This is a genomic window from Bacteroidota bacterium, from assembly GCA_013360915.1.
Lineage (GTDB): Bacteria > Bacteroidota > JABWAT01 > JABWAT01 > JABWAT01 > JABWAT01.
The window spans coordinates 151,135-165,522 of record JABWAT010000001.1; the positions used below are offsets into that span (position 1 = coordinate 151,135).

Annotated in this window: 12 protein-coding genes; 7 read left to right on the forward strand and 5 right to left on the reverse strand. The window is 49.4% G+C overall.

Annotated features, from left to right (window positions below):
• Positions 1 to 108: 108 nt before the first annotated feature.
• From HUU10_00690 to HUU10_00715, 6 genes are all read left to right on the forward strand, one after another.
• Positions 109 to 1,155 carry a GGDEF domain-containing protein gene (locus HUU10_00690; protein NUQ80101.1) on the forward strand — a complete coding sequence of 349 codons (1,047 nt, stop codon included), beginning with the start codon at positions 109 to 111 and terminating at the stop codon, positions 1,153 to 1,155.
• Between the two features lie 18 nt (positions 1,156 to 1,173).
• Positions 1,174 to 2,274, forward strand: coding sequence for a dehypoxanthine futalosine cyclase (gene mqnC / locus HUU10_00695; GenBank protein NUQ80102.1), 1,101 nt, complete (start codon positions 1,174 to 1,176; stop codon positions 2,272 to 2,274).
• Between the two features lie 69 nt (positions 2,275 to 2,343).
• Positions 2,344 to 4,671, forward strand: a complete 2,328-nt coding sequence (gene pbpC / locus HUU10_00700; protein NUQ80103.1) for a penicillin-binding protein 1C — start codon at positions 2,344 to 2,346, stop codon at positions 4,669 to 4,671.
• A gap of 106 nt (positions 4,672 to 4,777) precedes the next feature.
• On the forward strand, positions 4,778 to 5,119 hold the full coding sequence (locus HUU10_00705; GenBank protein ID NUQ80104.1) for a hypothetical protein: 342 nt from the start codon (positions 4,778 to 4,780) through the stop codon (positions 5,117 to 5,119).
• A 5-nt stretch (positions 5,120 to 5,124) separates the two neighbouring features.
• Positions 5,125 to 5,649, forward strand: coding sequence for a YceI family protein (locus HUU10_00710; GenBank protein ID NUQ80105.1), 525 nt, complete (start codon positions 5,125 to 5,127; stop codon positions 5,647 to 5,649).
• A 2-nt stretch (positions 5,650 to 5,651) separates the two neighbouring features.
• Positions 5,652 to 6,488, forward strand: coding sequence for a hypothetical protein (locus HUU10_00715; GenBank protein ID NUQ80106.1), 837 nt, complete (start codon positions 5,652 to 5,654; stop codon positions 6,486 to 6,488).
• 7 nt (positions 6,489 to 6,495) lie between these two features.
• On the opposite strand, the gene acs is transcribed toward HUU10_00715, so the two are convergent.
• The 4 genes from acs to HUU10_00735 form a co-directional block, all read right to left on the reverse strand.
• The gene (acs, locus tag HUU10_00720) at positions 6,496 to 8,403 is read right to left on the reverse strand and encodes an acetate--CoA ligase (protein NUQ80107.1); all 1,908 of its coding nucleotides are present in this window, start codon (positions 8,401 to 8,403) and stop codon (positions 6,496 to 6,498) included.
• A 13-nt stretch (positions 8,404 to 8,416) separates the two neighbouring features.
• Positions 8,417 to 8,707, reverse strand: a complete 291-nt coding sequence (locus HUU10_00725) for a hypothetical protein (GenBank protein ID NUQ80108.1) — start codon at positions 8,705 to 8,707, stop codon at positions 8,417 to 8,419.
• Positions 8,708 to 8,709: 2 nt separating this feature from the next.
• On the reverse strand, positions 8,710 to 10,329 hold the full coding sequence (locus HUU10_00730) for an alkaline phosphatase family protein (protein NUQ80109.1): 1,620 nt from the start codon (positions 10,327 to 10,329) through the stop codon (positions 8,710 to 8,712).
• 103 nt (positions 10,330 to 10,432) lie between these two features.
• A complete protein-coding gene (locus HUU10_00735; GenBank protein ID NUQ80110.1) occupies positions 10,433 to 10,888 on the reverse strand; it encodes a hypothetical protein in 456 nt (151 codons plus the stop codon).
• Between the two features lie 78 nt (positions 10,889 to 10,966).
• On the opposite strand from HUU10_00735, the gene HUU10_00740 reads away from it, so the two are divergent.
• A complete protein-coding gene (locus HUU10_00740; GenBank protein NUQ80111.1) occupies positions 10,967 to 12,763 on the forward strand; it encodes an AGE family epimerase/isomerase in 1,797 nt (598 codons plus the stop codon).
• Here the strand turns inward: HUU10_00740 and HUU10_00745 are convergent, their stop codons facing one another.
• Positions 12,764 to 14,332, reverse strand: coding sequence for a M20/M25/M40 family metallo-hydrolase (locus tag HUU10_00745; GenBank protein ID NUQ80112.1), 1,569 nt, complete (start codon positions 14,330 to 14,332; stop codon positions 12,764 to 12,766).
• Positions 14,333 to 14,388 lie beyond the last annotated feature (56 nt).

The following is a 14,388-nucleotide window of genomic DNA, read 5'->3' on the forward strand; positions in this document are numbered from 1 at the left end:
AACAATGAAAATCCCAATTTTCAAAGGATTCCTGGAATGGTCCCGACATCGATTTTGAATTTCTTAATGTTTATCTTTCCGTGGAAGCAATAAAAAAAGCAGGTTTACGTGGATGAATTCAAACAAGTCCGGTTAAGGAATCAGGTTCCGCCCTTGCTGGGACTGATCGATCTGGCCGTTCGTTTCCAGAGTCTGAACAAGGAAATCACCGGATACGCGCAGGATTCCATCTGGTATATTAACAAATACCTGCCTGAGATAACCGATCTGGCAGTCTATTTTCCAGATAGCCGTACCGGACGGCTGGAACTGACCATTGATGCCATCAAAAACCGCAGGCTGGCCGGAACCCGGCTGTTCAGGGTTCAGGAAGGAATGCCCTGGGATGTGTATCTGAGCGGATTCAGCCAGATGATTCCCGACCTGTCTGCTGAACCCGATTTTCAGGCGGGCGACTCACCCGGATCGGCCACCGGCAGCTATTTCTGTATCCCCGTCGAACAAAGTAACCTGAAACGGGTTGGGGTGATCGCCCTCTACAGCAAGGAAGTCCAGTTTTTTGATGAACATACCTGCATCATTCTTGGAAAACTTTCCACCCTGCTCGGAATCGGTCTCGAAACCTACTACTCTCTGAAAGAAGCCATTGAAAAATCCTTCCGTGATGAACTGACCGGTGCCTATAACCGCCGGTTTTTCAATGAGCAATATGATCATGAAGTTTACCGCCACAAACGGTATAAAAGCCCATTTTCGGTTCTGATGCTCGATATTGATCATTTCAAGAAACTGAATGACACGTATGGACATGCCATCGGAGACGTGGTGTTAAGGCATGTTTCCCGCACCATTAATGAGAACATCAGGAAAAGTGATCTGATGTCGAGATACGGTGGCGAAGAATTCATTGTATTTTTGCCAGACACCTCACGGTCAAACGCACGGCTGGTAGCCGAAAAAATCAGGGCCGGTATTGAAAAACTGACAGATTCCGGTATACAGGAACTTGTCATCCTTGAAAATAAAGTGACCGTATCCATCGGAATCGGTTCCTATCCGGAACACGCCGAGGACAAACAGGAGTTAATAGAGGCAGCAGATCGGAACCTGTACCGGGCTAAGCACAACGGCCGGAATCAGGTTATTGACCAGTAAGATTTAAAAGCGGAACCTATGGACAGAGCATTCGGAACAGAAACAACCATTGACGACTCAATCATTCTCAGTCATGCCTGGGACAAAATTCAGAAGGGCGAACGGTTTTCCTTTGAAGAAGGACTGGATCTGTTTTCAGTCCGTGACCTGACTCCCCTGGGAATTCTGGCTGATAAGGTTCGGAGACTGAAGAACCCCACGGGTTCGGTCACTTACATTATCGACCGCAACATCAATTATACCAATGTCTGTACCGCAGACTGTAAATTCTGTGCCTTCTACCGCCGTCCGGGTGATCAGGAAGGGTATACACTCGACAAGGCCACCATCGGGGCAAAAATTCAGGAAACCATTGATCTTGGCGGAACCCGGATTCTGTTGCAGGGTGGTCATAACCCCGAATTGAAAATTGAATGGTACGAAGACTTGTTCGCCTGGATAAAACGGGAATACCCGATCATACTCCATGCCCTCAGCCCCAGTGAAATTATCACCATTTCAAAAGTATCACGGATTACGGTGGCAGAGGTCATCGGCAGACTGAAGGCAGCAGGACTTGATTCAATTCCGGGCGGGGGAGCAGAAATTCTCAACGATCGTGTCCGTGCCATCATAGCACCCGGAAAAACCGCCACCAAAGAATGGCTGGATGTGATGGAAGAAGCGCACCGTCAGGGATTGAAATCAACCGCCACCATGATGTTCGGGCATGTGGAAACCGAAGCCGAGCGGTTAGAACACATGATTCACATCAGGGACCTTCAGGACCGGACCGGCGGTTTCTATAACTTCATTCCGTGGACGTTTCACCGCGGAAATACCGAGCTTGACTTCGTTCTGCATCCTGAAAAGGAAAAAACATCGGCTTACGATTACCTGAAAACACTCGCTATCAGCCGGATCATGGTGGATAACATTCCCATGGTACAATCCTCCTGGGTCACACAGGGAATGAAAATTGCTCAGATTTCCCTGCGTTTCGGTGCCGATGATTTCGGAAGTCTGATGATTGAAGAAAATGTGGTCAGTGCCACCGGTCTTAAGAATCAGATGACTCTTAAAAAGATGACCAAGGCAATCCGGGATGCCGGATTTACCCCTGTCCAACGAAACTGGTAACCAAACTGTTTAAATGCCGCCCCCTCTGTGGGGCGGTTTCGTTTCTGTGAAAAACCGGCCTGATTCCCGATGATCCGGATTCTCTCTTCCCGACCGCCTTTCGTCAGATTCTGTCTGATCTGGTTAATTTTTCCCGCAGGGGGACTGTTCACGCTTTTTCTGGTATTCAATGCCGTGTTTCCCCTTCCTCCCCTCTCTCCCTACTCTCCGGTCGTTATCGATCGTACAGGGGCGATACAGCATGTCGCCTTATCGGCAGATGAAAAATGGAGAATCCGCACCGACTGGTCGAAAACCAATCCGGATCTGATCAGAACCATTATTGATAAAGAAGACCGCTGGTTCTGGATCCACCCGGGGATCAATCCCTTTTCGATCATTCGGGCCTTGGCTGGCAATCTTCGGGACGGATATGTTTCTTCGGGCGCTTCGACCATCACCATGCAACTGGCACGGCTGACTGAACCACGCTCACGGACGCTTTCATCAAAGCTGATTGAATGCTTCAGAGCCCTGCAGCTGGAATGGACGTATTCAAAAACCGGAATCCTTCATGCCTACCTGGATCGGCTGCCATACGGAGGAAACATTGAAGGTGCGGGGACCGCTTCATGGTACTATTTCCAGAAACCGGTCGAAACCCTCAGCCCGGCCCAATTCATTACCCTGACCATTATTCCAAACCGTCCCCGTTTGTACCGTCCCCACGAATCGAACAAAGTCCTTCTGGCCCGACGGAATGAATGGCTTCAGAAACTGACCGAAAACGGAAACTGGGGAGAGTTAAGCACGGATGATGCTTCTGCTGAACCTTTGACCTTTACACCAAAATCGTTTCCCCGCGGCATTCCTCATCTTTCCCGGTTCCTGGTTGCCAAAGCGTCCGGCAATGCCAACATACAATCCACCATTGACCCGTCGGTTCAGCAGAAAACGGAACAGCTGATCTATTCACATGCCAGCCGCAACCGATTTACTGGTATTAACAGCATGGCTGCCATTGTCATTGATAATCAACGCTCTGAGGTCCTTGCCTGGGTGGGATCCCCCGACTTTTCAGAAGAACAATTCAGCGGTCAGGTCGATGGTATTTTAGCCATCCGGTCACCCGGCAGCTCACTGAAACCGTTTGTCTATGCCCGTGCGATCGATGCAGGTCTTGTGACGCCTTTGATGATGATTAATGACCTTCCTGCAAACTTTAATGGATATCAGCCTGTGAACTACAGTGGAGAATTCGCCGGAAGGATTACCGTGACCGAAGCCCTCACACGTTCACTGAATATTCCGGCGGTTTCTCTGGCCAGTCAACTGACCGTCCGGCAATGTATCGAATGGCTCACTTCCATGGATATGGGGTCGCTGCAGAATCAACAGGACGGACTGGGGCTCTCCTTTGTGCTCGGTGGATGCGGGGTGACTCTGTTCGAACTGACCCAGGCATACACGGTTTTCGCGAACCGGGGACTGTTCAGGAAAGTCCGGATGGAGCAGGGCCAGTCGGATACTTCTTCTGTGCGGGTCATGAGTGAATCCGCTGCCTGGATGATCAGCAGTATTCTGTCATCACACACGGATGAATCGGTACGTGCAGCCGGTTCAGACCCATCGAAACGACTTACCTTCTCCTGGAAAACCGGGACCTCTTACGGCCGGCGCGATGGGTGGGCGATCGGCTACAATGATTCCTACACGATCGGTGTGTGGGCGGGTAACTTTGATGGAACCGGGGTCTATCATCTGTCCGGTACCGATATCTGTGTTCCGGTACTGGCAGATCTGATGGCAGCTATTCAACCTGAACCAGGCTTGTGGCCGCCTGCCAGACCCTCCGAAACCGGCATCAGGATGGTATGTCAGGTCACTGGAAAACCGGCAGGTCCAGAGTGTAAGGACCAGGTCATGGATGTCTACATTCCTGGTATGACCCTGACCGGACCCTGCGATCATCAGAAAAAGGTGATGATCAATCCATCCGGAACCACCAGCTACTGTCCGAATTGCCAGCCAGAGGCAGGTTACCGCATCGACTGGTATGACAATGTCTCTGCTGATCTGGCTGCATTTTACCGTTCCGTGCACCATCCGTTCAGGGAAAGTCCCCCGCACAATCCTTCATGCACCCGCTGGATCAGCGACGAACCGCTGACGATTCTGTCACCGCTTCACCAGTTTACTTACTATGTGGACCGGGACGATCCGATCAGTCTGGAACTGTCTGCCAATGTGCCGGTCGATTCCGATTACCTGATCTGGGTGATCAATCAATCCGAGACCATCCGTGTCCGTCGAGGTGAATCCGCCTGGTTTAAACCCACCGACACCTATTATTCAGTCACCGCAACCGATTCGAAAGGCCGTACAGGATCGGTCCGGTTCGAAGTCAGGTATCCTTAACCTGTGTTTCAACGCACGTTTTCAGGAATTTCTGATTCCTGCCGGCGTGTTCAATCTTCCATACGCCCACTGCCGGCGTATTTTCAAAATCCAGAAAGGAAAACGGATGAAAATTCAAACACTGACCGCCTTGGTTACCTGCCTCTTTTTCTTTGGATGCACCAGCAATGATTTCGGACCTGACAGCGAACAGGAAGCCAAACCTGATCCGCAACCCGTTCAGGTCACCTATCAATCAACCATAAAGCCCATCATCTCGGCAAAATGCCAGTCCTGTCATTTTAACTTCGGAACACTCAATGGTGTGAAATCGGAAATATCCGAAATCCTTCGACGGACTCAGTTATCACCAGGTGACAGTCAACTCATGCCAAAGGGCGGACCGAAATTGGCAGCAGACCAGATACAAGCCTTTAAAACCTGGCAACAAAACGGATTTCCGGAATAACCCTAATGAAAATCACCCTTTTTTCTATCCTGCTATTCAGCAGTCTCTCCTTTCCCGTCCTGGCTCAGGAAGTCACGATAAAGCAAGCCCTGGCCCGGTTTGAAACCAATACTGAATCGGTTGGACCCGATCTGAAATTCAGCGGAGAAGGCAATGGCTTGTCGGGAACCATCAGTTTCAGGGACAGCACTTTTTCATTGTCATTTTCCCTGAATCAGTTAAAAACCGGTATAAAGCTAAGAGATATTCACATGTATGAAGATTATCTTGAAACCGACCGGTACCCCACTGCCACTTTCGTTGGCACCTTCCGTGCCGGAAAAAAGCCCGGAGAGATCATTGCCAAAGGTAAATTTACCCTTCATGGTGTAACCCGTGATCAGGTTATTGCAGGAACCATTTCTGGCGGTGTTCTGACTGCATACTGGGACCTTCGGCTTTCTGATTTCAAAATTGAAACCCCCGAAAAATTTCTGATCGGAAAAGTCAGTGATATTTTAAAAATGTCGGCCATTATTAAACTGGATTGATTATGATAAACCTCGTGCTCACTGCCCTGTTTCTTTTTCCCGGTGGAGATGGAGAACCGGTAACCGATGAACCGGTTACCCGTACTTTCAGAAGCACCAACCTGATCAATACCCGGTCCGTTGATCAATTATTTGCCGGGACATGGGAGTTCAGGGTTGGTCACCGGTTTGGTGATGCTTACACCGGTCTTTACGACATGTTTGGTCTGGATCTCGGGGCGTCGGTCAGTTTCGGAATTGATGCTGCGCTGAGTGATGATTGGATGGTGGGAGTGTCACGCTCGAACACGTTAAAAACATGGGATTTTCACACTCAATACCGACTGATGAGCCAGACAACCAGCGGTAGCAAACCGGTTTCCGTTTCGCTCTATGGCCAATGGGATCAGTCCTTGCTGAAAAGTGCCGAAACCACCCACCTGATGGCTTCCGTGCTGATCGCCCGGAAATGGACCCGTGATTTTTCCACACAGATCGCACCGGTGATCATTCAGCGGTTACGGACGGCCAAAAGTGAAACCGACGCACAACCCATGTGGGGAGTCACCGCCACGGCTCATTACCTGCTGACCAAAACAGTTGGTGTGATGGTTGAATGGACTCCCATGTTCAACCGTGATGCCTACAACACCAATTCTGCCCAGCGCCTTGCGTGGGATGCGGTTTCAGTCGGAGTAAACTTTGAGGTCGCAGGTCACTCTTTTCAGATTCTGGCTTCAAACTCCAATCAGATATCCACCATCAGAAGTGTGTTGGGTTCCGATCGGGATTGGACCGACAAACACTTCTTTCTCGGATTTAATCTAACCCGGTTATACACCTGGGAGAGTCCGCTATAATGAGATTTTATTCTTCCAGCGTAGAGGTATCTCCCACTTCCTGACCAAGTGCCCGGGCTTTCAGAACCCGTCGCATGATTTTCCCGCTTCGGGTCTTGGGCAGCACGTCTACAAACTCAATATGCTCTGGTTTGGCAATGGGTCCCAATTCCTTTCCAACGTGGTCTTTGAGCTCTTCGCTTAACTGTTTAGAACCCATAATTCCGGATCTCAGGATCACATAACAGTAGATGCTGTTCCCTTTCACCTCGTGCGGAACTCCGATTGCTGCCGATTCTGCAACCGCCGGATGGGTAATCAGTGCACTTTCAATTTCTGCAGTTCCTAAACGGTAACCACTGACTTTTATCACATCATCAATGCGGCCGATGATCCAGTAATATCCGTCCTGATCCCGGCGGGCAGCATCGCCGGCTTTGTACCAACCCTGGGCCTCGAAGTCCTTCCAGTAGGTTTCCCTGAATCGTTCCGGATCTCCCCAGATGGACCTGGCCATGCCTGGCCAGGGAGCCTGCAGGACCAGTTTTCCTTCATCTCCATCCGGCACCGGATGACCATGATCATCCACAATGGCCACCTCGTGTCCGAAAAACGGACGCGTGGCCGACCCGGGTTTCAGCGGGGTGATGGGCAGGGGCGTAATGACAAATCCGCCAGTTTCTGTCTGCCACCAGGTATCCATGATGGGACATTCCCCTCGTCCGATCACCCGGTGATACCATTTCCATGCTTCAGGATTGATAGGTTCTCCCACCGAACCCAGCAAACGCAATGAAGTGAGATCATGCCGGTTCGGCCAGGATTCTCCATAACGCATCAGTCCACGGATGGCTGTCGGAGACGTGTATAAAATGGTAATGCCATACTTTTCAATCATGGCCCACCAACGGTTCGGGTAGGGATGATTGGGCGCCCCTTCATACATCATAATCGTTGCGCCATTGATCAGCGGCGCATAGACCAGATAACTGTGACCGGTTATCCAACCCGGATCGGCCGCACACCACCAGCGATCTTCATCTTTGATATCAAATACATACCGGTGTGTGGTGGAAGTGTAAACAGCATAACCACCATGCGTGTGCAACAATCCCTTGGGTTTACCGGTCGTCCCTGATGTGTATAAGATGAACAGCGGATCTTCTGCATCAAGTATTTCGGTGGAACATTTCGGATTGGCAATCGGAAGGGCCATCAGATCGTGATACCAGAAATCCCGGTCCGCCTGCATGTGGACATCATGTCCGGTACGTTTCACCACAATGCAAACTTCCACCGTCGGTGACCGGCGCATGGCCTCGTTGGCGATTCCTTTCAGATCGGTCACATTCCCTCTCCGGAAACCACCATCAGCGGTGATAAGTACCCTGCTTTTGGCATCTTCAATTCTGCCTGCCAGGGCTTCTGCACTGAATCCGCCGTAAACAACCGAGTGGATGGCGCCGATTTTTGCGCAGGCAAGCATTGCAATAGGCAGTTCAGGGATCTGAGGCATATAAACCGTAACCACCTCTCCCTTTCTGACTCCCATGCTTTTAAGAACATTGGCAAATCTGGAGACTTCCCTGTTCAGGGCATGATAGGACATCGTCTTAACATCACCAGGTTCTCCTTCCCAGATGATGGCCAGTTTATTACGGCGCCAGTTGGACAGGTGCCGGTCAATGGCATTCGAAACAATGTTGAACCGCCCGCCGGTAAACCATTTGAAAAACGGTTTATTTGTGTCATCGAGAACCTTATCCCATTTACGGAACCACTGAAGCTTTTTTGCTTCCTCCGCCCAGAATCCCTGCGGATCACGGATGGAACGAGAATAAAGTTCCTCGTAGTTTTTAATATTCGCCTGCTTAACCACAGCCTTTGATGGGTGAAACAGGTCTGAATTGTAATCGATCGGGTGTTTGTCCTTCATGTTCGCTTCCCCTCTAATTCGTAAACAACCAGATAATGGCAATCAGCAAAGCCGTTGCAATCAGTATAATCAGCCATTGAACCAGTTTGATCAGCAACTGAACCTGTTGGTTCAATGTTTTTACGTCATCTGTCAGCCGTGAAATGGCCTCCTGATGGGTCCGTGTGGTTTTTACCAGATCAACCAGTGCAGGATCGGCACCAGGTCCGGTGGTGGATCCGTTCCCATTCGAAAAATCGGACCGGATCCATTCCTTTCCAGCCGATTTCAGTAATCGGAAAACCAATGACCATGGAAATCCCATAACTATCTCAGCGGCTGTGCCAGACCTGAGGCGCCCCCGGGACTGGTCATGTTAAGGTGACGGGTAACCGTGGGCGCAATGTCAATGATGTAAACCGGCTGGTCAATGGTCCCTGGACTGACTTTCCATCCATAAAAGAGCATTGGAACGTGGGTGTCGTATGAATACCCCGATCCGTGACTGGTTCCCACCGATAAATCGGAATTGTGAAAATAGGGTTTGGACATGAACGCAATCTCTCCCGATCTGGATGGATTCCAGCCATTTGATATCATCGCTTCCATGGAACGGACCACCGGACGGTTGCGTAAATAATCCATGTCAAAGACACTGACCAACTGGGGCAGATTCAGCGAAAGATACCGGGCAGCAGCTTCCATCACCGATGACTGATCAATTCCCTCTGATGTTATCAGATCTTCATTCAGGTAGACCTGATCATTGCTCACACTAAGAACGAGTGAATCCTTTCCGAAATAGCCGGAAAGAAAGTGATTCAGCGAATCCTTTACAGGAGATTCGACATAGTGCCCGCAATCCACACCCACACTCCGCAGATAACCATGCGATTCACTGACACCATGATCAGCGGACAAAAACAGAAGGTAACGGTCTTTTCCAACCTCAGAATCCAGAGCGGATAACAATCTGGCAATCTGCTCATCCAGCCTTAGGTAACAATCGGCCACTTCGAGCGAGTTGGGTCCGTAAGAATGACCAATATAGTCGGGTGAGGAAAAGGAAATGGCCAGCAGATCCGTTCCGGATGATTTGCCGAGGCCTTCCTTTGCAAGAACGGTCAGAGCCAATTCCAGTACGATTTCATTACCGCCTGGTGTGAAAGCAAGCAGGTCGGCCCGTTTTTTTTCAGAAAGATGGGAAAATGTGTGCGGGAATGAACGATCCCCCTCTTTAAAAATATCATGCTCCCATTCCACCTCATCTGCTGTCATTCCCGTGAAAGACATGGCCGGATTTTTAAGAACCCAGTCCTTTGACATCAGCGAAACAGGCAGATTCCGGTTGTTGAATTCGGTTAACCAGACAGGTGCTTCTCTATAGTAATAGGAAGAAGTGGTAAACAATCCCGATTTGGAGTCATACCAGAAGGCACCATTGGCTGCTTTGCCGCCGGGAAGAATAGCGCCCCGATCCTTAATCGAAACCGAAAAAACCCGGGTACCCTTACCAAGTTGAGCCTTGAGATGGTCTCCGATGGTTGGAGCCATCAGATTGACGGGCGAAGCAAGACCGGCCTTTTCATCCGAACCGATTGGCGTGACAGTGGAATCGTACACATTGGAAAAGGCTTTCCCCGATCTGCGGTCGTACCAGCTGTTACCTACTATTCCGTGAACTCTGGGAGTGGTTCCTGTATAAATACTGGCATGTCCCGGAGCTGTGTAGGTGGGAATGTAGTTATAATTGCAGGAAGTAAAATTCCGGCCTCCCTCAAGAAGTCTGTTAAATCCGCCTGCTCCGAATCCCGATTTGAATCGGACCAGATAATCATAACGCATCTGGTCAACGACGATCCCAACAATGAGCTTTGGTTTATCCGATGCCTGTAAGGCAAAACCGGCAAACAGGAGTGACAGGAAAACCAGAAATCTGAATCGCATAGGAACTCCAAAGAATGGTGCAAATATAGTGGGTTCCTTTATGCACGGAAACGCAGAAACAAAAAAACCCGGCGAACCGGGTTTTAATTGCGGGAAGGATGATTCAAAGGGGTTTGATAAAAAACGGCGCGGTGGCTGTTTCCTGTATTCCGGCCTGTCGGCTCAAAGAAGCTTCCAAATAGATTCGGTGATTAACTCTGAATACTGTGGTTCCATTTTCAGGAATGGAACTGAACGGAATCCGGAAACGGTAATCAAGTGAGGCATCGGATGGGAGTTCAACGGCTTTCCCCGGAAGGATGGTGCCGGCAGGAGAAACCGTTTTCCATCCGGTTACCGATTTTTGCTGCAAATCATAGGCAATCAGATTGGTAAGACTGTCAGAAATGGCCAGAAAAACCGAAGCATCTCCCTTATTGGTGATTCTGACAGTAATGGTGTCTCCGGCAAGGTACTCTGCCGATAAGGCGGTCACTTTGATTTTATAATCGGGGGTATCGGGTGTATCACATCCGGTAAAGATGAATGCTGTGACCAGCAAAAACAGGGACCATTTCATTGATTAAGTTCCTTATAAGTCCCATCATTGTACGGATCAGACCCGATCAGGTTTCACTATTCTTCTGAGGTCCGCCTTATGCGACTGGTATTTCTTCTTTTTTTATTGCCGGTAACCCAGCTTCCATTGGTTCTTCCTGCTCAGCCTCTCACCTATCAATCCGTACATCTGAAGGAACCAGACAAGCTGATCAGCTATGTGGATAGTTGCATCCGGTTCTGGAAAAAAAGTTTTGAACCTGTTTCCGGGGCGTTTTATACAAATGTGGACCGGCAGGGAAAATGGATTTCCTCTCAGGGCGGATATAAACACCTGCTCACTCAATCACGAAATGCCTATGCGTTTTCCAGACATTTCCAGATGACCGGCGATACCTCCTCTTTGCGTTATGCACGCAGGGCTCTGGCATTTATGACCAAATATGCCTGGGATCCTGCCTATCATGGCTGGATTCATGAGTTAAAGGAAACCGGCGCGCCCGTCAACCGTTTTTCCGATAAAACCGCCTTTTTCCAGCACTATGCCCTTCTGGGTTTGATGGCTTTTTATGAAGCAACCGGTGACACCTCGGTGCTTCGGTGGATCCGGACTGGTTTTGCATCCAACGAAACCAATTTCTGGGATAAGACCCCGGGACGTGAAGGTTATTACGATGTTGCGAAATACAATCTTACATCACCAGCCAATAAAACATTCAATTCCCATTTGGATGCCATCACCACCCACCTCATTGGTCTGACCACCCAATTCCCCGATTCCATCATTTATAAGGAACGACTTCATGATATGGCCGATCTGGCCGTAAATCGGTTCATCGCCAGTATGCCCGATCAGGCAATCGGATTTTGTGAACATTTTACTTCCGATTGGAAACAGAATGCATCCCAAAACCTTTCTATCATGGGTCATGTGCTTAAAACTGCCTGGTGTCTGGCCAGGGTTGATCAGTTGGACGGAACCAAAAACTATTTATCTCAGGCCAAAATGGTGGCCGATCATGTCCTCGACAACGGATATGACCATCAGTATGGAGGTCCATATAAGGATTATGACCGGTTTACAGGAACCATGCAAATGTGGGGAAACCCCGATACCGCAAAAGCGTGGTGGCAGATGCAGCAGGCGGTTATGGCCGGCCTGATTTTATATGATCTGACCGGAGACATGAAGTACTTTGAAATGGCCGACGAATCACTGGCGTTTTTTATGCGGTACTTTGTTGATCATACCTATGGAGAGGTGTATTCAGACCGGGAACGGTCCGGGAAACCGACCTGGGGTGATCAGAAGGGGAATGGATACAAAGCAGGTTACCATAGCGTTGAATTGGGATATTATTCCTGGCTTTATGCCAGCTTTTATGTGCACAAAAGACCCATTCAGATGCATGTCCGGGTTCATTCAATGTTCAATCCGGATGGGATTCGCCTCTACCCTGCCGAATTACCAGATGATGAACTGGTCATTGATTCAGTCGTTTTTTCGGGAACCGGGTCGGTTACCCTGCTCAGAGAAAGTAAAAAGTTAATCGCTGAAGCAGGAACCGATGGTGTTGCCAAGGTCTTTTTATCACGGTCAACTGCAGGAACCGGAATTGCGGAAAGAATGAAATCCTTCCGTGTTCATCCCGCCTATCCAAACCCATTTAACCCGGAAACCACCCTTCCTGTTAATTTGGCTGTACCTGGTATGATATCCATCGACATCTATGATATTCTGGGCAGAAAAATTCAGGAAATCGGACCGTTTAATGGAAATCAGGGGTTGAACCCCGTCCGAATTCAGGCAGGAAGTCACTGGGCATCCGGACTGTATATAGCCCGGATTACCAGTGGAAGACAGTCAGAATCTGTCAGGATGATCCTGCAGAGATGATCAGTTAAGGGGTTTACGGGGGAAAAGACCTTCCATCATCGCGGCCTGATACACAAAGACGGCCATTACCATGGAATTGTGTTTCAGATCGTCCTCGATGAGTTTGTCGTAAACGTCCATGTTGGAATGCCAGGTTTTGGCAAAGTATTCTATAGGATCCTGAATGAACTGAAAACCGGGCAATCCTATGGCGTTAAAAGCCATGTGATCGGTTCCTCCGGTACTGAGCGGAGACAGAGTGGCTGCTCCTTTGGTCGCGAATGGTTTCAGCCAATCCCTGAAAAGCGGTCTGGCTGTCTCATTCCCTTCCATATAGATTCCCCTGAATTTTCCGGTTCCGTTATCCATGTTGAAATAAACTGAAAACTTCTCTCCTGCCGGCTGGTACCGGATGGAGTCCCACGGAGCGGCCTTGTCCAATCGCTCCCCAAGGTTTTTTTTCACGTAGCCACGGCTTCCGAGCAAGCCCTGTTCTTCCCCACCCCATAAAGCAATACGGATTGTCCGTTTCGGCCGAACACCCGCTTCCTTCAGCAACCTCATTGCTTCCATGGCCACTGCAACACCCGATGCGTTATCGGTAGCACCGGTACCGCCATGCCAGGAATCAAAATGTCCGCCCAGCATCACCACTTCCTCCGGATAATCGGTCCCAGGAATCTCGGCTAAAAGATTGTAGCCATCCTTCTCTTCTGTAAAGGAGACTTCAAGTACCATTTCTGCCCGGATGGTCTGCCCTTTTCCAATCATTCTGACCCAACGGTTATAGTTTTCTGCAGCAATCACAACCTGGGGAATAACCGTTTTATTCCCCGGGGAATATGCCTGGATCCGCTGATCCCAACTCACATTTTCAGGCTGAACCACATAGGCACCCATCGAAAAAACCGTTCCATCATCACCACGGCTGGGTTCAATTGTTGCCAACGCCTTCTCTGCGATTACAAATTCGAATTTGTCTCTGACCGAAATGGCCGGGTTCACTTGTCCCATGGTTGACCGGTTCCTGGTACCCTTCGGATCGGCATTTGAAAGAACAAGTAAAGTGGAATCACTGTGTCGGCTGGCATCGGGTTTGAATCCGGGTTTCAGTTCAACCGGATCCGATATCATCACCAGTTTTCCCGCGAGTTTACCCCGGTAAGTTTCCAGTTCTTCCCTTGATTTCACATTTAGCCAGACCACCTCGGCTTTCTGTACACCTTTGACCGCAGGTGACCATGCCTTCGGAACTCCGATCACCGGGAAAGAAACTGGTTCCATGGCATGGAGATAAAACCGTTTCAGACTCCAACCTTTTCCAAATGGTCCAAAGGTTTCCTTTTTTACGTTCTCAAGCCCGTATCGCTTCAATTCATTCAGAGTCCACTCAGCTGCCCGGTCATAGTCAGGGGATCCGGTCAGACGGGGACCATACACATCGGTCAGATAACTGGCCGTTTGCATCACTCCGGATCGATCGGTCCCTTCCCGGATAATTCTGGAGATAACGGCTGTATCCGCACCAGTGTTCTGAGCCAGTAATGGAAATGTAAAAAGCAGTACAGGAATAAAAGTCAGTATCTTCATTGTGTTTCCTTGAAAACGGTAAAAATAGTTAACTGAATAGGCCCTTTAACCTGTTT

Excerpts from the sequence above, each read along its gene's own strand:
- HUU10_00745 (NUQ80112.1), bottom strand. The coding sequence starts at position 14,332 with ATGAAGATACTGACTTTTATTCCTGTACTGCTTTTTACATTTCCATTA.
- mqnC (NUQ80102.1), top strand. The coding sequence starts at position 1,174 with ATGGACAGAGCATTCGGAACAGAAACAACCATTGACGACTCAATCATT.
- pbpC (NUQ80103.1), top strand. The coding sequence starts at position 2,344 with ATGATCCGGATTCTCTCTTCCCGACCGCCTTTCGTCAGATTCTGTCTG.
- HUU10_00715 (NUQ80106.1), top strand. The coding sequence starts at position 5,652 with ATGATAAACCTCGTGCTCACTGCCCTGTTTCTTTTTCCCGGTGGAGAT.
- HUU10_00730 (NUQ80109.1), bottom strand. The coding sequence starts at position 10,329 with ATGCGATTCAGATTTCTGGTTTTCCTGTCACTCCTGTTTGCCGGTTTT.
- acs (NUQ80107.1), bottom strand. The coding sequence starts at position 8,403 with ATGAAGGACAAACACCCGATCGATTACAATTCAGACCTGTTTCACCCA.
- HUU10_00710 (NUQ80105.1), top strand. The coding sequence starts at position 5,125 with ATGAAAATCACCCTTTTTTCTATCCTGCTATTCAGCAGTCTCTCCTTT.
- HUU10_00725 (NUQ80108.1), bottom strand. The coding sequence starts at position 8,707 with ATGGGATTTCCATGGTCATTGGTTTTCCGATTACTGAAATCGGCTGGA.
- HUU10_00735 (NUQ80110.1), bottom strand. The coding sequence starts at position 10,888 with ATGAAATGGTCCCTGTTTTTGCTGGTCACAGCATTCATCTTTACCGGA.
- HUU10_00740 (NUQ80111.1), top strand. The coding sequence starts at position 10,967 with ATGCGACTGGTATTTCTTCTTTTTTTATTGCCGGTAACCCAGCTTCCA.
- HUU10_00705 (NUQ80104.1), top strand. The coding sequence starts at position 4,778 with ATGAAAATTCAAACACTGACCGCCTTGGTTACCTGCCTCTTTTTCTTT.